This is a genomic window from Pseudomonas sp. FYR_2 (genome assembly GCF_043106425.1).
Lineage (GTDB): Bacteria > Pseudomonadota > Gammaproteobacteria > Pseudomonadales > Pseudomonadaceae > Aquipseudomonas > Aquipseudomonas monteilii.
Genome location: NZ_JBICMM010000054.1, coordinates 66,873 through 87,130, shown reverse-complemented (window position 1 = coordinate 87,130; position 20,258 = coordinate 66,873). Strand labels below are relative to the sequence as shown.

Sequence of the window (20,258 nt, the reverse complement as noted above, 5' to 3'; positions counted from 1 at the left end):
TTAAAGCTTTGACATTCACTGCCTAGGCAGTAATATTTTCACACAATTACCCGAGCAATCCCCGATGGCCCATTTTTCCCCCGAAAACTTCCAGACCTGCGCCATCGGCATGTTGCTCGGCCGCGCAGCGATCCTGAAGGACCGCATTCTCGACTGGCACCTTGAATCAGAGGGCGTCACCGCCGCGCAGTTCAAGGTGCTGATCATCGTCACCCAGTACCAGGTGGACACCCCGGCCGAGCTGTGCCGCTACCTGGGTCTGGACAGCGGTTCGATGACCCGCATGCTCGACCGCCTCGAACAGAAGGACCTGATCGTGCGCAACCGCTGCGCCGACGACCGCCGCCAGGTGCGCCTGGCGCTCACCGCCGACGGCCAGCGCCTGGCGGACCGCCTGCCGGAAATTGGCGCCGCTGCCATGAACGAATTGTGCGGCGTGCTGGCACCGGAAGAGCTCAAGGCCCTGGAAGGCCTGCTGGCCAAGGTGCTGCTCAGTGCTGGCGACCCGTTGACGATCCGCCGTTTTGGCGACCGTTGAACCCTGTCACGAATTATCCAAGGTATTGTCATGGCCACTCCCGCAGACACCCCGACTCCCTCCGCCGCGCCCGAGCCGTCGCGCAAGCGCAAGGCCTGGCTGCTTGGCCTGGTGTTGTTGCTGATCCTTGCCGGTATCGGCACCTGGGCCTGGTACAGCCTGGTCGGGCGCTGGCACGAAAGCACCGACGATGCCTACGTCAATGGCAACGTGGTGGAGATCACCCCGCTGGTCACCGGCACCGTCACCAGCATTGGTGCCGATGACGGCGACCTGGTCCACGCCGGCCAGGTGTTGCTGCAATTCGACCCGGCCGACAGCGAGGTGGCCCTGCAGTCCGCCGAGGCCAAGCTGGCGCGCAGCGTACGGCAGGTACGCGGGCTGTACAGCAACGTCGACTCGCTCAAGGCTCAGCTGGAAACCCGCCAGGCCGAATTGCGCAAGGCACAGCAGGACTTCAACCGGCGCAAGGTGCTGGCCGACAGCGGTGCCATTGCCGCAGAAGAGCTGTCCCATGCTCGCGACGACCTGAGTGTCGCCCAGGCGGCCGTCAACAGTGCCCGCCAGCAACTCAGCACCAGCAGCGCGCTGGTCGATGACACCGTGGTGTCTTCGCATCCCGAAGTGATGGCTGCTGCTGCCGACTTGCGTCAGGCCTACCTCGACCATGCCCGTACCACCCTGGTGGCACCGGTGACCGGCTACGTGGCCAAGCGCACCGTGCAACTGGGCCAGCGCCTGCAACCGGGCACTGCGACCATGGCGGTGATCCCGCTGGACCAGGTGTGGATCGATGCCAACTTCAAGGAAACCCAGCTGCGTGACATGCGCATCGGCCAGCCGGTGCAGATCAGCGCCGACCTGTACGGCAGCGAGGTCAAGTACAGCGGCACGGTGGACAGCCTGGGGGCCGGTACCGGTAGCGCATTCGCGCTGTTGCCGGCACAGAACGCCACTGGCAACTGGATCAAGATCGTGCAGCGGGTGCCGGTGCGTATTCACCTCAGCCCTGACCAGCTCAAGGACCACCCGTTGCGCATCGGCCTGTCCACGGTGGTGGAAGTCGACCTGCACGACCAGAGCGGCCCGGCCCTGGCCCAGCAGCCGCCGCAGCAGGCCAGCTACACCACCCAGGTGTACGACCGCCAGCTGGTCGAGGCAGACGACCTGATTGCCCGGCTGATTCACGACAACAGTGCAACCGGCAAGACGGCCCAGCGATGAGCAACAACGCCGCTGCCCAGTTCACGCCGCCGAGCCTGTTGCTGACCACCATCGGCCTGTCGCTGGCGACGTTCATGCAGGTGCTCGACACCACCATCGCCAACGTGGCGTTGCCGACCATTTCCGGCAACCTGGGGGTGAGTTACGAGCAGGGCACCTGGGTCATCACGTCGTTCGCGGTGAGCAACGCCATCGCCTTGCCGCTGACCGGCTGGCTGAGCCGGCGGTTTGGTGAGGTGAAACTGTTCATCTGGGCCACGCTGCTGTTCGTGTTGGCCTCGTTCCTGTGCGGTATCGCCCAGTCGATGCCGGAGCTGGTCGGCTTTCGCGTGTTGCAGGGGGTGGTTGCAGGGCCTTTGTACCCGATGACCCAGACCTTGCTGATTGCCGTGTACCCCCCGGCCAAGCGGGGGATGGCGTTGGCCCTGCTGGCGATGGTCACGGTGGTGGCGCCGATTGCCGGGCCGATTCTGGGGGGCTGGATTACCGACAGCTACAGCTGGCCGTGGATCTTCTTCATCAACGTACCCATCGGCTTGTTCGCCGCCGCCGTCGTGCGCCAGCAGATGCGTACGCGGCCTGTGGTCACCAGCCGCCAGCCGATGGATTACATCGGTCTGCTCACGTTGATCATCGGTGTCGGCGCGTTGCAGGTGGTGCTGGACAAAGGCAATGACCTGGATTGGTTCGAGTCTTCGTTCATCATCGTCGGCAGCCTGATTTCGGTGGTGTTTCTGGCCGTGTTCGTGATCTGGGAGCTGACCGACCGCCACCCTGTGGTGAACTTGCGCCTGTTCGTGCACCGTAACTTCCGGGTCGGCACCCTTGTGTTGGTCGGGGGGTATGCGGGGTTCTTCGGCATCAACCTGATCCTGCCGCAATGGTTGCAGACGCAGATGGGCTATACCGCTACCTGGGCGGGCCTGGCGGTGGCGCCAATCGGCTTGCTGCCGGTGATCATGTCGCCGTTCGTGGGCAAGTATGCGCACCGGTTCGACCTGCGGGTGCTGGCGGGGCTGGCGTTTCTGGCGATCGGTACCAGCTGCTACATGCGTGCGGGCTTTACCACTGAGGTGGACTTCCAGCATGTGGCCTTGGTGCAGTTGTTCATGGGTATCGGTGTGGCGCTGTTCTTCATGCCGACCTTGAGCATTCTGCTGTCTGATCTGCCGCCGCACCAGATCGCCGATGGTTCGGGGCTGGCGACCTTCCTGCGTACGCTGGGGGGGAGTTTTGCGGCTTCGTTGACGACCTGGATCTGGATTCGTCGGGCGGATCAGCACCATGCTTACCTGAGCGAAAATATCAGCCAGTTCGACCCGGCTACCCGGCATACGCTGGAGCAACTGGGTGGGGCTAACCCGCAGAGCTATGCGCAACTTGAGCAGATACTTAATGGGCAGGCGTACATGATGTCGACGGTGGATTACTTCACCTTGATGACCTGGGTGTTTGCCGGGTTGATCTTGCTGGTGTGGTTTGCCAAGCCGCCGTTTACGGCCAAGGCGGGGCCGGCGTCGGCGGGGCATTGAGCTGGGCTAATAGGGCAAAAGCAAGATCAAGATTGAGAGCGGGGCGGTGTTTGGGCTGACTTTGGTCATTCCCATGCACAGCCGTTTCGCCTATTGTCGACTCTCCTTTCCCAAACGATTGGCACATTCATGGAGAACGTCATCGTCATCACGGGTGGTAGCCGTGGCATCGGCGCCGCCACGGCGCTGCTGGCTGCTCGCCAGGGCTACCGTATCTGCATCAACTACCACGCCGACGGGCAAGCCGCCGAAGACATCCTCGGCCAGGTCCGCGCCTTGGGCTCCGAGGCCATTGCTGTGCGCGCCGACGTCAGCGTCGAGGATGAAATCATCCAGCTGTTCCAGCGCGTTGATGATGAACTCGGCCCGGTCACCGCATTGGTCAACAACGCCGGCACCATCGGCCAGCAAAGCCGGGTGGAGGATATGTCCGAGTTCCGCCTGCTCAAGGTCGTGAAAACCAATGTCGTCGGCCCCATGCTCTGCGCCAAGCACGCCCTGCTGCGCATGGCACGCCGGCATGGCGGGCAAGGCGGCGCCATCGTCAACGTGTCATCGGTGGCCGCACGCCTGGGCTCACCCAACGAATATGTCGACTATGCCGCCTCCAAAGGCGCACTCGATACCTTCACCCTTGGCCTGGCCAAAGAGGTGGCAGGCGAGGGCGTGCGGGTCAATGGCGTACGCCCGGGCTACATTCACACCGGCTTCCATGCGCTGTCCGGTGACCCGGACCGCGTCAGCAAGCTGGAACCCGGCTTGCCCATGGGCCGGGGCGGGCGCCCTGAAGAAGTGGCCGAGGCCATTCTCTGGTTGCTGTCAGACAAGGCGTCCTACTCTACGGGTAGCTTCATCGACCTGGGTGGCGGGCGCTGAACGCGCCCGTCAATCTTCAAGCAGGGTACTGACCCGCTCGGCCAGCGCCTCCAGTTCAAACGGCTTGGTTAGCACCCGCGTGCCTTTTAGCAGCTGGCCGTCACTGAGCGCCGCGCTTTCATCGTAGCCGGTGATGAACAGCACCTTCAGGTCCGGATAGCGTTCGCGGCAGCGCTCAGCCACCTGGCGGCCATTCAGGCCGCCGGGCAAGCCGATATCGCTCAGTAGCAGGTCTGGCCGTTCGCCGTTTTGCAGGTAGACCAAGGCAGTGGGGCCGTCCTCGAATGCATCAACCCGGTAACCCAGCTCTTCCAGCACTTCGCAAACCACCAGGCGCAAGGCCTTCTGGTCTTCGATCAACAGGATACGCCGCGCCACTGTACTGCCTTTTTCCAGTGCCTTGCGCTGCGGTTTGGGGGCTGGCGGCTTGGGTTGCTCGTAGTGGCGGGGCAAAAGCAGCTCGATGCGTGTGCCTTCACCCAGCGTCGAAAGTACGCGCAGTTGCCCACCCGATTGGCGCACGAAACCGTAGGTCATCGACAAACCCAAGCCAGTGCCCTGGCCCATGGGCTTGGTGGTGAAGAAGGGGTCTACGGCCCGCTTGGCCACCTCCGCCGACATGCCATTGCCGTTGTCGATGATGCTCAGCCGCACGTATTCGCCGGCGGGCAGTTCCAGCGCCTGGGCCTCGACCTCATCAAGCAGCAGGTTGTCGCCGACGATATCGATAGCGCCGCCCCCCGGCATGGCGTCGCGCGCGTTGATGCACACGTTGAGCAGGGCGCTTTCCAGTTGGGGTGGGTCGATGAACGTTGGCCACAGCTCGCTGGCAAACCGGCTGCTCAGGGTGATGGCCGGGCCAATGGTGCGGCGCAACAGCTCTTCCATGCCCGCCACCAACGTTGCCATTTGCGTTGAGCAGGGCTGCAGGGTCTGCTGGCGTGAGAACGCCAGCAAGCGGTGCACCAGCGAAGAGGCCCGTTGAGCCGAACCGCTGGAGAGCTCCAGCAAGGGTTCGAGGGTGTCGAAGCGTGACTGGTCCAGGCGTTGGCGCATCAGCTCTTGCGCGCCCAGAATACCGCCCAGCAGGTTGTTGAAGTCGTGGGCGATGCCACCGCTGAGCTGGCCCACGGCTTCCATCTTCTGCGCCTGGCGCAGGGCCTCCTCGGCTTTGGCCAGGCGCTCTTGCTCTTGTACCCGCTCGCTGATGTCATAAGCGAACAGAAACGCGCCTTGTATTTCGCCTTCATGGTCGCGCAAAGCATTGAAACGCAGTTCGTAATGGTACTGCTCGGGCGCCTTGCCGAATGTACCGATTTCGACGAATTGCTCGCCCGCCAAGGCACGCTGCCACATGGCCAAGCTCAACGTCCGATCGTTTGGCTCATCGTCGATCAGGTCCGGCAGGTAATCGCCAATTTCAGGCGTGCGCCCGAATAACCGTTGAAAGTCATGTTTCGCCTGGCGATTGATGGCCAGCCAACGCATGTCTTTGTCGACCACATGCACATTGACCACGCTGTGGTCGACCAGCTCGGCGAACAGCCGTCGCTCTGCCAGTGCAGCGCTTACCCGTTGCTCCAGTTCTTCGTTCAGGCGTTGCAGGGCCTGCTCTGCCCGACGGCGTTCAGTAACGTCCTTGAACAGCACCGCTACCTGGCGTTTCTCGGCAGGCTCCACACGGAAGGTGGTAATAGAAAGCACGTGGCCGGTTGCGACCAGCTCCTGCTCGAAATGCAGGGGCTCGCCAGTACGCAGCACCGCGCCGTAGCGGGCTACCCAGTCATCGGCTTCATCGGGCACCATTTCGCGCAGCTTCTGCCCGACCACGTTGGGGATGCCGGCGTGCTTGGCGTAGGCCGCGTTGGCCAGTACATGCACGTAGTCACTGAGCGGGCCGTGCGGGCCGTCGAAGAACTCGATGATGCAGAAGCCTTCGTCCATGGTGTCGAACAACGAACGGTAGAAGTTCTGATCGTGGTCCTGGAGGCTGGCAAGCTGTGATTTCAGTTGCGCGTTCTGCCGCTGGAGGGCTTCGACGTGTTGGCGCAGTGAGCGCAGGTCGCGGGAGGGCATGCCGACGTCCGACAAAAGGGGAGGCTCTGACTTTAGCGTGTTCACCTGCATGCGAATAGCGGGTCAATGCAGTTGGGGGGGGATGCCCGGCAGCCGTTGTTCGGCAGCCGGGCGTTCGATGGTCAGAAGGAGCGGATGATCCGCCCGAGGGTTTCCATGGCCCGTTCGGCGCCGTCATGCCAGGGGCTTCCGTAGTTCAGGCGGATGCAATTGCCAAAGCGCCGGGTGGGCGAGAAGATCGGCCCGGGGGCGATGCTGATGCCTTGCGCCAGGGCCATGTGGAACAGCTTGAGGGCGTCCATCTGTTCGGGCAGTTCCAGCCACAGGAAGTAGCCACCGGAAGGCTGGCTGACCCGCGTCTGCGCCGGGAAGTGGCGAGCGATGGCCGCCAGCATGTTGGCCTGCTGGCCTTCCAGCGCGTAGCGCAGCTTGCGCAGGTGGCGGTCGTAGCCGCCGTGCTGCAGGTAGTCGGCAATTGCCGCCTGGGCCGGCATCGAGGCACACAGCGAGGTCATCAGTTTCAGCCGCTCGATCTTTTGCGCAAAGCGCCCGGCGGCGACCCAGCCGATGCGGTAGCCCGGTGCCAGGCTTTTGGCGAACGAACCGCAGTGCATGACCAGGCCCTGGGTGTCGAAGGCCTTGGCCGGTTTGGGGGCCTGTTGCGAGTAATACAACTCGGCGTACACGTCGTCTTCGATCAACGGCACCTCATGGCGCGCCAGCAACTCCACCAGGGCCTGCTTCTTGGCTTCCGGCATGCTGGCGCCCACCGGGTTCTGGAAGTTGGTCATGCACCACACGGCCTTGACCGGGTGCTTCTCCAGGGTTTGTGCCAGCACGCCCAGGTCCATGCCTTCGCGCGGGTGCACCGGGATTTCCACCGCCTTGAGCTTTAGCCGCTCCAGCACCTGCAGGCAGGCATAAAAGGCCGGGGCCTCGATGGCCACCAGGTCGCCGGGCTGGGTCACTGCCTGCAGGCACAGGTTCAGGGCCTCCAGTGCGCCATTGGTGATCAGCAGTTCTTCCATGGGCAGCATCAGCCCGCCAACCATGTAGCGCAGGGCAATCTGCCGCCGCAGTTGCGGGTTGCCGGGCGACAGGTCGGTGACCACCATACGCGGGTCCATGCTGCGGCTGGCGCTGGCCAGCGAGCGCGACAGGCGTTGCAGCGGGAACAGTTCGGGGCTGGGGAAGGCCGAGCCGAACGGTATGGTGTTGGGGTCCTTGATCGAGTCGAGGATCGAAAACACCAAGGCGCTGACGTCGACATCGGTAGACTCGCTGACCGGCTGCAGCGCCTGAGGTTCGCTGAACTGGCGCGGGGCGTGGGCGTTGACAAAATACCCCGAGCGCGGCCGGGCGCGGATCAGCCCGCGCCGCTCCAGCAGGTAATAGGCCTGGAAAACGGTAGAAGGGCTGACCCCGTGGGTCTGGCTGGCGTAGCGCACCGAGGGCACGCGCTGGCCGGGGCCCAGTACCCCGGAGCGGATCAGTTCGGCAATGTCGTCGGCAAAGCGTTCGTAGCGTTTCATTCTGGCCTTCTGTCGAAGCCTGGCAGGCAAGGTGGCGTCAGTGTAAGGGATCAACGGTTCAGGGGGGCGACGAAGCGGCTGTGGGCCACGCTGCGGATGGCGGGGTCGTCACGCTCGCTGATTTCGAAGCTGAGTGTTTGCGAGCTGCTGGTCGGGCGCTCGGCGAGCATCGCCACCGACACCGGCAGTTCACTCATTTCGCCCGCCGGGATGACCAGCGCCGTGTTGCCCTGCAAGGTGAAGCCGTCGGCGTCCAGCAGGCGCAACGCATAGTGCTGGGTGCGCTCGGTCTTGTTGATGACCTTGAGCAGGTAGATGTTCTCGATCTGGCCCAGGGCATTTTCACGGAACAGGCCGCGGTCCTTGATCACATCCAGCGACACCATCGGGCGCAGTTGCAAGGCCACCACCAGCGCCGCGATCATCACCACCAGCGCCGCGGCGTAGCCGAGCAGGCGTGGGCGCAGCCAGTGAGTCGTACCGCCCTGCAGGCTGTGTTCGGACTTGTAGCCAATCAGCCCGCGAGCGTAACCCATCTTGTCCATCACCCCGTCGCAGGCGTCGATGCACGCTGCGCAACCGATGCAGGCCATTTGCAAGCCATCGCGGATATCGATGCCGGTGGGGCACACTTGCACACACAGCGTGCAGTCGATGCAGTCGCCCAGGCCCTGGGCCTGGACGTCGCTGCCCTTCTTGCGCGGGCCACGGGCCTCACCGCGCCGTGGGTCATAGGCGACGGCCAGGGTGTCCTTGTCGAACATCACACTCTGGAAGCGCGCATACGGGCACATGTGCAGGCACACCGCTTCACGCAGCAGGCCGGCATTGATGTAAGTGGCGGCGGTAAAGAACAGCAGCCAGAACAGCGCCACACCGCCCAGTTGCAAGGTGAACAGTTCTGCGGCCAGTGGGCGGATCGGGGTGAAATAGCCGACGAAGGTCAGCCCGGTGAGGATACCAATGACCAGCCACAGGCTGTGTTTCAGGGTGCGGCGCCCCAGTTTGTTCAGGCTCCAGGGCGCGGCGGCCAGCTTGATGCGCTGGTTGCGGTCACCTTCGGTGACCTTTTCGCACCACATGAACAGCCACGTCCAGGTGCTTTGCGGGCAGCTGTAGCCACACCACACGCGGCCGGCGTACACGGTGATGGCGAACAGGCCGAAGGCGCAAATGATCAGCAGCGCTGACAACAGGATGAAGTCCTGGGGCCAGAAGGTTGCGCCAAAGATGTGGAACTTGCTGTTGGCCAGGTCCCACAACACGGCCTGGCGGCCGTTCCAGTTCAGCCACGCGGTGCCGAAGAACAGCACGAACAGGACGCCGGCAAAGCCGATGCGCAGGTTGCGGTACAGCCCGCTGAAGCTGCGGGTGTGAATGCCGCTGTCGGTGTGTCGTGGTCGGGAGCTGGCTGGGGTGGGGGCGATCTCTGTGAAAGGGATTCTATTGTTCATGGCTCGGTGCTCATCAGGCCTCGATCAGGCATGAGCACTATGGCCCTGAGGCTGTTATCAGCACAGGCTCAGATTTTGCGATAAAAACCATATCAGATTACCCGGCTTCGACCGCCAGGCCTTAAATTACCGAGCCTGGCACGCTGGCCTTCAGGTGCCTGCGGCTATCCACCGCACCCGCTACGGTCAGTGCATCGGCCTCGGCTTCGGTGATGGGGACGCGCTGGCCTGCCAGCAGGGCCACTGACATGCGCAGGTGCTCGTCGGTGACGATTTCGATAGCAGGGCCGTCGCCCTCGATGCGCAGGTTTTCGCCGGTGAGGGTGCAGCGGCGGGTGGTTTCGTCGATTTCAACGGGCATGGCGTTGTCCTCCTTGCAGGGTTACAGGGTGGACCACAATGCAAGGCGGGTTACTGCATCAGGGGGCTGAAAGGAGAAGAAAGGAGGAGGGCGGGAAGCACTGAGGGGAGCCGAAGCTCCCCTCAAAGCGTTGTTGCTTGCTCTTTTTTTATTATTGGGACTGGCCTTTTGTTGTTTTTGTCAGCCTGTCCTGGTGTTGCGGGCGACCCCCATGCGGGGTCAAGAGCAAACGTATTTTTTTGAGCGCTGACCTGCTTTCATCATGGCTGATCCGAACCTGGCTGCCGCTACCTTGAGGTAGTTTTATTGTTCTGTGCCAGACCGCGGGGCGTACCCCTGAAAAGCGTGTCTACTCCAAAAAAATCTGCTTGCTACGCCTCTGCCGTGTTGTTCTTGTTATGTCAGAGCCGTTACCTGTTGTTTTTATTGGGTGTCACATTTTTATTGTTCTTGTACCAGAGATATAGCAGGCTGCGTGCCAACTTTTTAAAAATCTTTAAAATCAGTAGCTTAGCGATTTCCTTCAAAAGTGCTTGGCCTGAAATTCTGCCGATTTGTTTCCCTGTTACCCGATTTTTTGCTGTGAAATGTGGGGGCGGTAACACTTCGCCCACACCTGTGTGACACCCGTATTACTCACTGCGCGCTACGCGCCCGTGCTACCCGCGACCCATTGCCGCGGCCCAGCACGCTACTGATACGCTGGCCGGCGGCGATCAGCCGGTCGAGGTCGATGCCGGTTTCAATGCCCAGCCCTTGCAGCAGGTACACCACATCTTCGCTGGCGATGTTGCCGGTAGCCCCCTTGGCGTAAGGGCAGCCGCCCAGCCCGGCCACCGAGCTGTCGAACACGCTGATGCCTTCGAGCAGGCTGGCATAGACGTTGGCCAGGGCCTGGCCATAGGTGTCGTGGAAGTGCCCGGCCAGCTGCGCGCGCGGCACCTGGGCAGAGACCACCTCGAACAGGCGCCGGGTATCGCCGGCAGTGCCGGTGCCGATGGTGTCACCCAGCGATACTTCGTAGCAGCCCATGTCGTGCAGTGCGCGGGCCACCGGGGCCACCTGTTCGGCGCTGACCTTGCCTTCATATGGGCAGCCGAGTACGCACGATACGTAGCCGCGCACGCTTATACCGTGGTTGCGCGCAGCTTCCATGATCGGCTCGAAGCGCTTGAGGCTGTCGCTGATCGAACAGTTGATATTGCGCTGCGAAAACGCTTCAGAGGCGGCCGCGAACACCGCCACTTCCTTCACCCCGGCAGCCAGCGCGTCCTCGAAACCGCGCAGGTTGGGTGCCAACGCTGCATAGGTGACACCGGGGCGCTGGTCGATACCGGCGAACACCTCGGCAGAGCCGGCCATTTGCGGTACCCACTTGGGCGAGACGAAGCTGCCCACTTCTATATAGGCAAGGCCCGCTTCGGTAAGGTCGTTGACCAGGCGCACCTTGTCGGCAACGCTGATGGGCTGGGCTTCGTTCTGCAGGCCGTCGCGGGGGCCAACTTCGACCAGGCGGACGTGTTTGGGCAAGGACATGGCGGGTTTCCTGTGGCGTTCAGCGGTTGTCTTTGTTGTTCAGGGTGGCGGCCAGGGCTTGTTCGCAACGCTCCTGGGCGGTGTCCAGTTCCAGTTGCATCTGGTGGATGTCGAGCATCTGCTGCTCCAGTTGGGCGCGGCGCTCGGCGATTTTCGCCAGCATGCTGTTGAGCTGTTTAAGGTTGCCGCTGGTGGGGTCGTACAGCTCGATCAGCTCGCGGCACTCGGCCAGTGAAAAGCCGATGCGCTTGCCGCGCAGGATGAGCTTGAGGCTGACCTTGTCGCGGGCCGAATAGATTCGCTCCAGGCCACGGCGTTCGGGGCTCAGCAGGCCCTGCTCTTCATAAAAGCGGATGGCCCGGGTGGTGATGTCCAGCTCGCGGGACAGGTCGGAGATGCTGTAGGTCTGGGTGCTCATGCTGGCGCTCGGCGTGGGGTATGCGGGTATCCTGAAGGCAGGTTGACGTATACGTCAAGCAACCTGCCGCAATCAGTCCGGTTGCGCCGCGCGTCGGTACCCGTTCGGCGTATCCCCCGTCAACCGCTTGAACCACCGGGCAAAGTACGTCGGGTCGGTGAATCCCAGGCTATCCGACAACTGCCCGATGCTCATCCGCGTATAAATCAGGCTACGCCGCGCCTCCAGCAGCAACCGCTGGTGTACCACCTGCAACGCTGTCTGCCCACTCAAGGCCCTGCACAGCTGGTTCAGTTGCAGGCTTGGAACGTTCAGCCGTGCGGCAAAATCTTCTACTGACAGATGCTCGCGGTAATGCGCCTCGACCAGCCGCAGGTACTGCCCCAGTAACTGCCGGTCGCGTTCAGCGCGGTTACGCGGTGCCTGCCCCAGTTGCTGGCGGCGGTTGATCCACACCATCAGCGCGGTTACCAGCGCTTCGAGCATGGCCGCGCGCGCCGGAGCATTGCCCTGGTACTCCTGCTGCAAGGTGTCGATCAGGCTGCGCAGGTGCACACGGTCATGCCCAAGCGGGTAGCACGCAGGTTGGGCCAGCACCGCCAGCGGCATGCCCAGCCGCTGTTCCAGTTTGGCCACCAGCGCGGTGCCGAAGGTGAGCACATAGCCCTGGATATCGGCGCTGAAGCGAAACCCATGCACGGTCATCGGCGGCACCACCTGGATCGCTGCTTCGCCGATGGCGCTGCGCAACCCTTCGATCTCCACCTGGGCCTGGCCGCGCTGTACATACAGCAACTGGAACAGCTCGGCATGCTGGTGTGGCTTGATCTCCCAGTGGTGCAGGCGGCTGCGTGCAGGGATCGATTCGCAATGCAGCAGGTCGGTGCCGGGCCAGGCCTGGTTTTCGCCATACAGCTTGAACAACGGAACGCCGGGGAGGGTGGATTTCATCAAGGGCAGCCTGTCCGTTAATCGAACGTTTTTTATAAAAGTGCAGGTTTTAGATGGAATAGCACACGTCCGTAGTGCTTTTTGCCATTAAAAATGCAAGGGCAAACCCTAACAGCAGATGCCGCCCCACTGCCAGTCCAGGGCCGGCATCGTCCGAACAGAGACAACAACAATGAAAACTCAGGTTGCAATTATTGGTGCAGGTCCGTCTGGCCTGCTGCTGGGCCAACTGCTGCACAAGGCCGGTATCGATAACGTCATCGTCGAGCGCCAGACGCCTGAATACGTACTTGGCCGCATCCGCGCCGGGGTGCTGGAGCAAGGCACTGTCGACCTGCTGCGCGAAGCCGGTGTGGCCGAGCGCATGGACCGTGAGGGCCTGGTGCACGAAGGGGTCGAGTTGCTGGTCGGCGGGCGCCGCCAACGCCTGGACCTCAAAGCCCTGACCGGTGGCAAGACCGTCATGGTATACGGCCAGACCGAAGTCACCCGCGACCTGATGCAGGCCCGCGAAGCGACTGGCGCGCCGATCATCTATTCGGCCAGCAATGTCCAGCCGCATGAACTGAAGGGCGAGAAGCCCTACCTCACGTTTGAAAAGGAGGGCCAGTTGCACCGGGTGGATTGCGACTACATCGCCGGGTGCGACGGCTTCCACGGTGTGTCGCGCCAGAGCATTCCCGAAGGTGTGTTGAAGCAGTACGAGCGGGTCTATCCGTTTGGCTGGCTGGGCCTGCTTTCGGATACGCCGCCGGTCAATCACGAGTTGATCTATGCCCACCACGAGCGTGGCTTCGCGCTGTGTAGCCAACGCTCGCAAACACGCAGCCGCTACTACCTGCAGGTACCTTTGCAAGACCGGGTCGAGGCGTGGTCTGACGAGCGCTTCTGGAATGAACTGAAAGCTCGCTTGCCCGCCGACGTAGCGGCTGACCTGGTCACCGGCCCTGCTTTGGAAAAAAGCATCGCCCCGCTGCGCAGCCTGGTGGTCGAACCTATGCAGTATGGCCACCTGTTCCTGGTGGGTGACGCCGCGCACATCGTCCCGCCTACCGGTGCCAAGGGCCTGAACCTGGCGGCGTCGGACGTGAATTACCTGTATCGCATTCTGGTCAAGGTTTACCGCGAAGGGCGCACCGACCTGCTGCAGCAATACTCCCCGCTGGCCCTGCGCCGGGTGTGGAAAGGCGAGCGCTTCAGCTGGTTCATGACCCAGTTGTTGCACGATTTCGGCAGCCACAAGGACGCCTGGGACCAGAAGATGCAAGAGGCCGACCGCGAGTACTTTCTGACGTCGCCGGCCGGGTTGGTGAACATTGCCGAGAACTACGTGGGCTTGCCGTTCGAGGAAGTGGCTTAGTTTTTTTCAGGGGTTCGACAGGGTATCTTCGGGGCTTTTGAAGTTCGCAGGAAGCATGCCGATGTATTTCTCCCCACCCCTGATCAGCGCCCTTTGCCTGGTAGCCGCCAGTGGCCTGGCCTGTGCCGACCAGGTGCTGCCCGCACCTCCCGAGCTGGCCTCTGGCTACCGCACAGGCTTGCAGCCCGTGCAGGCCAGCCGCCATATGGTTGCTGCAGCCAACCCGTTGGCCAGCGAAGCGGGACGGGCAATGTTGCGTGCCGGTGGCAGCGCCATCGATGCGGCCATTGCGATGCAAATGGTGCTGACCTTAGTCGAGCCGCAATCCAGCGGTATTGGCGGCGGGGCGTTCATCCTTTATTGGGACGGCGAGCGTGTGCAGGCGTTCGATGGCCGCGAGGCCGCGCCGGCCGCTGTAACGGAAGCGCTGTTCCTGCAAGCCGACGGCACGCCGATGCCATTCAGGGCGGCGCAGATTGGCGGGCGCTCGGTTGGCGTGCCGGGTGTTCTACGTGCTTTGAAATTGGCCCACGATCAGCACGGCAAGCTGCCCTGGCGCGACTTGTTCGCGCCGGCCATCGCGCTTGCACGCAACGGTTTCCCGGTGTCCGAGCGCCTTCACGCCCTGGTGTCCGGTGACCCGTTCATTGCCCGGTCACCGGCCATGGCCCGCTACTTCCTGGATGAGCAGGGCAAGCCGCTGGCGGTGGGAACGATCCTGCGCAACCCCGAGCTTGCGGATGCCTTCGATCAGGTTGCCGCGCAAGGCCCTGACGCGTTCTATACCGGCGAGATCGCCGAAGCCATCGTGGCCAAGGTACGCAGCCATGCCAATGCCGGTTACCTCTCGTTGCAGGACTTGCAGCAGTACCAGGCCAAAGAGCGCGAGCCCGTGTGCGGCCCCTATAAGGCATGGCGCATCTGCGGCATGCCGCCGCCGTCTTCGGGCGGGGTGACGGTGTTGCAGACCCTGGGCATTCTCGAAGCCGTACAGCGCGCCACGTCGCAGCGCGATCTGGCAGCGTTGCGCCCGCTTGCGAGCGCATCCCCGGCTGGCCTGGAGGCATCACCACTGGCCGTGCACCTGATCGCCGAGGCTGAGCGTTTGGCCTATGCCGACCGCGCACAGTACCTGGCCGACAGCGATTACGTGCCGGTCGCGGTCAAGGCGCTTACCGACGCCGACTACCTGGCCAGCCGTGCAGCGCAGATAGGCGAGCACAGCATGAAGCGCGCTCGCCCGGGCCAACCCCAGGGCGCCGACTTGGCCCTGGCGCCGGATCGCTCGCCATTGCGCATTTCCACCTCGCACCTCAGCGCGGTGGATGACAGCGGCCAGGCCCTGGCCATGACCACGTCGGTGGAGGCGGCGTTCGGTTCGCACCTGATGGTCAAGGGCTTCCTGCTCAACAACCACCTCACTGACTTCTCGTTCATTGCGCAGGAGCACGGCAAACCCGTGGCCAACCGGGTACAGCCGGGCAAGCGGCCGCTGTCGGCCATGGCGCCAACGCTGGTGTTCTCGCGAGCGTCGGGTGATCTGGTGGCCAGCCTGGGTTCACCGGGCGGCTCGCAGATCATCGGCTATGTGAACAAGGCTTTGGTTGGCTTGCTGGATTGGCAGCTAGACCCGCAACAGGCCGCAGGCTTGCCCAACTTTGGCAGCCGCAATGCCGGCACCGAGGTGGAAGCGGGGCTGAGCAGCCCGGCGCTGATCCGGCAGTTGGCAGCCTGGGGGCATGAGGTGACGCCCATGACCATGACCAGCGGCATGCAGATCATCCAGCGCCGTGGCGAGGGTTGGTCGGGTGGCGCCGACCCGCGGCGTGAAGGTGTGGCCCTTGGCGACTAGCCGTGATAGAACGCAGTCTTGCCATTCAGTCGTTGAATACCCAGATGTCCATTAGCGTTAAATCGAATAGGGCGCTGTTCGACCTCGACCTGCTACGCGCGATTGTGGTGGTGGCCGATTGCGGCAGCTTCACCACCGCTGCCGCTCGCCTGCACTCGACACAGTCGACCATCAGCCAGAAGGTACGCCGCCTGGAAGACATGGTCGGCCACCGTTTGCTGGTGCGGGGCAACCGCGATGTGCTGCCCACCGATGCCGGGCAAACCTTGCTCGGCTACGCCCGGCACATGCTGGCCTTGAACGACCAGATGCTCGAAGCCCTGGCCGGGGCGATGGTGGGCACCACCGTGCGCCTTGGTGTGCCCGAAGATTTCGTTGGCGGGCGCACCACCAATGCGCTATCGGCCTTCAGCCGCCTGCATCCGCAGGTGAAGCTGGAAGTGACCAGCGGCCTGTGCCGCGACCTCAGCCAGGCCTACGACAACGGTGAGCTCGACCTGGTGTTGCTCAAGCAGCGGCGCAACACCCGCGAGGGCGTGGCCTGCTGGCCCGAGCGCCTGCAATGGATCGACAGTGCGCGCACCCCCGCCTTCGAGCTGGACCCGATCCCGTTGGTGACCTTCCCGCCGCGGGGGCTGTACCGCGAAGACATGATCAACGCCATCGAAGGCATGGGTCGGCGCTGGCGCATCAGTTTCACCAGCTCCAGTCTCAGTGGTATCCAGGCGGCAGTGGCCGATGGCATGGGTGTCAGCCTGCTGCCGCCAAGGGCGGCCACTGGCGAGCATCGGGTGCTGGGGGCGGGGCAGGGGCTGCCGGAGGTCGACAGTTATGAAATCGTCATCGTGCATCGGCCGACGGCGGATGTGATGGTCAAGGCGTTGGCCGACGTGATGACACAGTTGCTGGCGGGCGGTGGGATATAGCGTGCCTGACGACAAGGCCGCTCCTACACCGACCGCGTCAGTGGTCAGGCCGCAGCCATTCTCGGCGACAGGTGAATCCCCGCAATCTTGCAGCGCACCGAGCCACCGGCCATTTCGATGGTGTGCACATCCAGCGGCACCAGCCGCGCCGAACGCTCGATGCGGCGGCGCTGCTCATCGGTTAGGCAACGCGTCGGATGCGGTTTTTGGCAGCGTGGCCACGGGTGTGGCTGAACAGGTCTTTCGGGTCGTCTTCCACCCACGGCACCAGGTCGATCTTCGAGCCCATGCCGCGTTTTTCGGCTTGCTGTAGTACGTACCGTAGTACGGTGTAGTCTTCCAGGGCGAAGCCCACCGAATCGAACACGGTGACCTGACTGTCACTCTGGCGCCCCTCGGTATCGCCGCGCAGTACACGCCACAGCTCAACGACTGGGAAGTCCGCCGGCAGTTGCTGGATGTCGCCTTCAATACGGGTTTGTGGTTCGTACTCGACGAACACGCGGGCCTTGCGCAGTACATCAGCGTGCAGCTCGGTCTTGCCCGGGCAGTCGCCGCCCACGGCATTCAGGTGCATGCCGGGTTCGAGCATGTCGGGGGTGATGATGGTGGCGTAGGCCTTGTCGGCAGTAACAGTGGTGATGATGTCCGCGCCTTTCACGGCTTCGGCTACCGAGCCGACCCGGCGGATGGTGAGGCCGCTGTATTCCTTGAGGTTGGCAATCAGCTTGGCGGTGGCCAGCGGGTCGGTGTCGTACGCAACGATTTCTTCGATACCCAGGTGCTTATGGAAGGCCAGCGCCTGGAATTCGCTTTGTGCGCCGTTGCCGATCAACGCCATCTTGCGTGCGTTCGGCCGGGCCAGTGCCTGCGCAGCCATCAACGAGGTGGCGGCGGTGCGCAAGGCGTTGGCGATGGTCAGTTCGGACAGCAACACCGGGTAACCGGTGTCGACATCGGCCAGCACGCCGAAGGCCATTACCGTATGCAGGTCACGGGCAGTATTGGTCGGGTGGCCGTTAACGTATTTGAAGGCATAGCGGTTGTTGTCGGCAATCGGCATCAATTCGATAACACCCACTTCCGAATGGCTGGCAACACGCGCAGACTTGTCAAACTCCTGCCAGCGTTTGAAGTCTTCACGCAGGGCCTCAGCCAGTTCGCCTATGAACGGCGCTACGCCAATGTCATGTACCAAGTCCGACATGGTTGGAACATCAATGAAATACGTCATGCTCTTGCACCTTGTTATTGCGCGGTTGCCCCGGTCACGGCAGGCGGCACGCTTAAGATTGTTGAAGTGGCATGAACATTTTGATGAAAGGTTGCGTCAATCGGAAGAATGCAGGTTGCCAGTTTCATCAACTTTCTAGACAATCTGCCACCCCAAAGTAGCAATCTGATTATTGGCAGGCGTTATGGATACGATTGATCGGGAACTGATTGCGCTGTTGCGGGACAATGCACGTACCCCTGTGTTGACCCTGGCGAAGAAGCTCAAGGTGGCCAGGGCAACCGTGCAAAACCGCATTACCCGGCTCGAAGAGCAGGGCGTGATCATTGGTTACACGGTACGCCTGCGGTCCGACGCGCTGGAGCAGGGCGTGCGGGCAATCACCAGCATCGGCATCAGCGGCCACCACGCCGCAGAGGTCAAGCACGCGCTGCGCGGGCATCCCAACGTGGTGGCCATCCATACCACCAATGGCCGCTGGGACCTGATGGCAGAGCTGCGCGCCGACACCCTCGAAGCCTTCGACCGGGCGCTGAACACCATTCGGTCGATCCCGCACATCGAGAATACCGAGACCAGCATCCTGCTCTCGACCTACAAGATGTGACCGCTGGGTCAGGCCTTTTGACAGGCGCATTGTGCAAACTGTCACCTGGGCTTTTCACACTGCAAAAAATCCCTTTGCCTGTGTGCATTCTGTAGCGTTCCGCTTGACCTGGGCCGCTGGCAGAATGAAACGGCTTTCGCGGGACGGTTTCAGGCGCACGTTCTGACGGTGCGTTTAAACAATAAGAAAGTCCGTTGCTAAGTTGCATCAGGCATTAGTTTGATTTTTTATTGCCTACGCTTTTATCATTTGAATGACATGAGACCTGCACCTTGGTTTCAATTTGTTGGTGCGCTGCGGGGCGTGGAAGTTTTACATAAAAAGAATAAGAAGTTGACTACGCATCAAACGTGCAACGCGAAAAGCAGCGCGCCGGAAGCGGGCCGAGTGCTCAAAAGACGGCTGGAAAACCGGCACATACAGCTTATTTCGATCAATGGCGCAATGGGTACCGGGTTGTTAATGGGCTCGGGCAAAATCATTGCGCTGTCCGGCACTTCGATCATTCTGGTGTACGCCATCATCGGCTTTTTCGTCTTCTGCATCATGGGGGCCATGCGCAATCGACGTTCAAGCTGCCGGGTGGCAAGGTCACCGCGGCGCTGTCGCAGCTGTTTCTGATCTTCGTGTTGTGCCTGCTGGCGCTGGAGCCAGACACCCGTACCGTGCTGGTCCGCGCCGCGCGGGCACAGTGGCAGAAATTGACTCAGGGCGATAGGGCCTGCGCGCGATCAGTCAGCGCACGACGGCATTGTCTGCTGCAATGATGTTTCCCACGCAGCAACTGTGGGCTTCCCAGTGATCTGGAGGCAATTGCCTAAAGCCCCATGGGTTGGGTGGCGCGTAGGATCTTTCGGGCAAGTCCCTTAATGTTGTTACAGGAAACCAAAATGAAAAAAATAGCATTCATTACACTGCTGGCCGCCGCAGGCCTGGTTCAGGTTGCGCATGCCAACGATGCCGTCTTCAGCGAGCAGCCTCAAGCTGACCGTGGGGGTGTCAACAGTATAGGCGTGCCAGAAATACAGTGCCCTGAGGGTACTTTCTTGACCCCGATCGGCACTTGCGAGCCAAGTTTCGATTTTGACTGATACCCAGGCGATCTGGTGGATAGCCCTCAATGCTGACGTTCGGCGACAGCCCTCAGGGTTCTGAGGGTTACCACCGGCGCATCCACCACGAACCGATTGGCAAGCCAGCCCGGCACATCTCCGGCCGGGTCGGCTTGCAACTGGTACGTCACTTCGGTCAACCGCTCATTCAACGGTTTCATTCGCCACTCACCACTCAGGTGCTGCACCCGGATCAACCCGTCAACCTGGGGAATCTTGTCGGGCTCAGCGCTCAGGTGTCGCAGCAGCGTGCCGTCATCCAGGCGTTCGCTGCTCACCTTCAACACAATGTCCCGTGGCATGGTCGGCCAGGGCAGGTTGGTGGTCAGGTACACCCAGGTGTCGGCCCCGTCCACGTCCAGCAGGCGCATCTGGTCACAGGCATATAGCCACTTGCAGGCCACCCGCAGGTTCTCCTGCAGGTCGGTGAGCGTGCGCACGCTGGCTTTCATGGTGCTCACACCACGAAACTGCTGGTAGGGCGAGTCGGGTACGCCACTGAGGTACACGCGGATGCCTTCGCGGTCGTAGGCAAGGTTCCAGGCATCGGCGGCCAGGGCAGGGGTGCACAGCAGCAGGAGGGTAAGCAGCAGGCAGCGGGGCATGGCCGGTACCGTGCGGGAGATGGGTGTTTCAGTATGCGCGGCAAATGGAAAGCCCGCCAGATTG

The 20,258-nt window shown here is 62.4% G+C and carries 18 protein-coding genes and 1 pseudogene; 9 read left to right on the top strand and 10 right to left on the bottom strand.

Features of this window, described 5'->3' with window-relative positions:
- Nucleotides 1-64: 64 nt before the first annotated feature.
- From ACF8R4_RS23450 to ACF8R4_RS23435, 4 genes are all read left to right on the top strand, one after another.
- Entirely contained in the window at nt 65-538 is a 474-nt protein-coding gene (locus ACF8R4_RS23450; RefSeq protein WP_060496987.1) for a MarR family winged helix-turn-helix transcriptional regulator, read from the top strand.
- 30 nt (nt 539-568) lie between these two features.
- Nucleotides 569-1,762, top strand: coding sequence for an HlyD family efflux transporter periplasmic adaptor subunit (locus ACF8R4_RS23445; protein ID WP_060496986.1), 1,194 nt, complete (start codon nt 569-571; stop codon nt 1,760-1,762).
- Nucleotides 1,759-3,294, top strand: coding sequence for a DHA2 family efflux MFS transporter permease subunit (locus ACF8R4_RS23440; protein ID WP_156867482.1), 1,536 nt, complete (start codon nt 1,759-1,761; stop codon nt 3,292-3,294). The genes ACF8R4_RS23445 and ACF8R4_RS23440 overlap by 4 nt, the downstream gene beginning before the upstream one ends.
- A gap of 129 nt (nt 3,295-3,423) precedes the next feature.
- Entirely contained in the window at nt 3,424-4,170 is a 747-nt protein-coding gene (locus ACF8R4_RS23435; RefSeq protein WP_392493573.1) for an SDR family oxidoreductase, read from the top strand.
- A 9-nt stretch (nt 4,171-4,179) separates the two neighbouring features.
- On the opposite strand, the gene ACF8R4_RS23430 is transcribed toward ACF8R4_RS23435, so the two are convergent.
- From ACF8R4_RS23430 to ACF8R4_RS23400, 7 genes are all read right to left on the bottom strand, one after another.
- A complete protein-coding gene (locus tag ACF8R4_RS23430) occupies nt 4,180-6,246 on the bottom strand; it encodes a PAS domain-containing protein (protein WP_392493571.1) in 2,067 nt (688 codons plus the stop codon).
- A gap of 122 nt (nt 6,247-6,368) precedes the next feature.
- The gene (mapR, locus tag ACF8R4_RS23425; RefSeq protein WP_016713897.1) at nt 6,369-7,778 is read right to left on the bottom strand and encodes a GntR family transcriptional regulator MpaR; all 1,410 of its coding nucleotides are present in this window, start codon (nt 7,776-7,778) and stop codon (nt 6,369-6,371) included.
- A gap of 50 nt (nt 7,779-7,828) precedes the next feature.
- Complete coding sequence (ccoG, locus tag ACF8R4_RS23420; RefSeq protein ID WP_060496981.1) at nt 7,829-9,232, bottom strand: cytochrome c oxidase accessory protein CcoG; 1,404 nt, start codon at nt 9,230-9,232, stop codon at nt 7,829-7,831.
- 121 nt (nt 9,233-9,353) lie between these two features.
- Nucleotides 9,354-9,593 carry a DUF3203 family protein gene (locus ACF8R4_RS23415; RefSeq protein ID WP_060496980.1) on the bottom strand — a complete coding sequence of 80 codons (240 nt, stop codon included), beginning with the start codon at nt 9,591-9,593 and terminating at the stop codon, nt 9,354-9,356.
- A gap of 636 nt (nt 9,594-10,229) precedes the next feature.
- The gene (locus tag ACF8R4_RS23410; RefSeq protein WP_060496979.1) at nt 10,230-11,129 is read right to left on the bottom strand and encodes a hydroxymethylglutaryl-CoA lyase; all 900 of its coding nucleotides are present in this window, start codon (nt 11,127-11,129) and stop codon (nt 10,230-10,232) included.
- Between the two features lie 19 nt (nt 11,130-11,148).
- Entirely contained in the window at nt 11,149-11,547 is a 399-nt protein-coding gene (locus tag ACF8R4_RS23405) for a MerR family DNA-binding transcriptional regulator (protein WP_019099730.1), read from the bottom strand.
- 72 nt (nt 11,548-11,619) lie between these two features.
- The gene (locus ACF8R4_RS23400; RefSeq protein ID WP_104834619.1) at nt 11,620-12,498 is read right to left on the bottom strand and encodes a helix-turn-helix domain-containing protein; all 879 of its coding nucleotides are present in this window, start codon (nt 12,496-12,498) and stop codon (nt 11,620-11,622) included.
- A gap of 172 nt (nt 12,499-12,670) precedes the next feature.
- Here ACF8R4_RS23400 and pobA point away from each other — a divergent pair, with 172 nt between their 5' ends.
- The 3 genes from pobA (at nt 12,671) to ACF8R4_RS23385 (ending at nt 16,636) form a co-directional block, all read left to right on the top strand.
- Nucleotides 12,671-13,858 carry a 4-hydroxybenzoate 3-monooxygenase gene (pobA, locus tag ACF8R4_RS23395; protein ID WP_060496977.1) on the top strand — a complete coding sequence of 396 codons (1,188 nt, stop codon included), beginning with the start codon at nt 12,671-12,673 and terminating at the stop codon, nt 13,856-13,858.
- Between the two features lie 61 nt (nt 13,859-13,919).
- Nucleotides 13,920-15,710, top strand: a complete 1,791-nt coding sequence (gene ggt / locus ACF8R4_RS23390; protein WP_392493568.1) for a gamma-glutamyltransferase — start codon at nt 13,920-13,922, stop codon at nt 15,708-15,710.
- Between the two features lie 44 nt (nt 15,711-15,754).
- Nucleotides 15,755-16,636, top strand: coding sequence for a LysR substrate-binding domain-containing protein (locus tag ACF8R4_RS23385; protein WP_060496975.1), 882 nt, complete (start codon nt 15,755-15,757; stop codon nt 16,634-16,636).
- Between the two features lie 44 nt (nt 16,637-16,680).
- Here ACF8R4_RS23385 and ACF8R4_RS23380 read toward each other — a convergent pair whose 3' ends face one another.
- A complete protein-coding gene (locus tag ACF8R4_RS23380) occupies nt 16,681-16,776 on the bottom strand; it encodes a hypothetical protein (RefSeq protein ID WP_353511564.1) in 96 nt (31 codons plus the stop codon).
- A gap of 41 nt (nt 16,777-16,817) precedes the next feature.
- On the bottom strand, nt 16,818-17,870 hold the full coding sequence (locus ACF8R4_RS23375) for an ornithine cyclodeaminase (protein ID WP_392493566.1): 1,053 nt from the start codon (nt 17,868-17,870) through the stop codon (nt 16,818-16,820).
- A gap of 184 nt (nt 17,871-18,054) precedes the next feature.
- Here ACF8R4_RS23375 and ACF8R4_RS23370 point away from each other — a divergent pair, with 184 nt between their 5' ends.
- On the top strand, nt 18,055-18,477 hold the full coding sequence (locus ACF8R4_RS23370) for an Lrp/AsnC family transcriptional regulator (RefSeq protein ID WP_012272037.1): 423 nt from the start codon (nt 18,055-18,057) through the stop codon (nt 18,475-18,477).
- Nucleotides 18,478-18,864: 387 nt separating this feature from the next.
- Nucleotides 18,865-19,035, top strand: a pseudogene (locus ACF8R4_RS23365) (amino acid transporter); the annotation flags it as partial.
- Nucleotides 19,036-19,594: 559 nt separating this feature from the next.
- Here ACF8R4_RS23365 and ACF8R4_RS23360 read toward each other — a convergent pair.
- A complete protein-coding gene (locus ACF8R4_RS23360) occupies nt 19,595-20,194 on the bottom strand; it encodes an START domain-containing protein (protein ID WP_060496971.1) in 600 nt (199 codons plus the stop codon).
- Nucleotides 20,195-20,258: the final 64 nt, after the last annotated feature.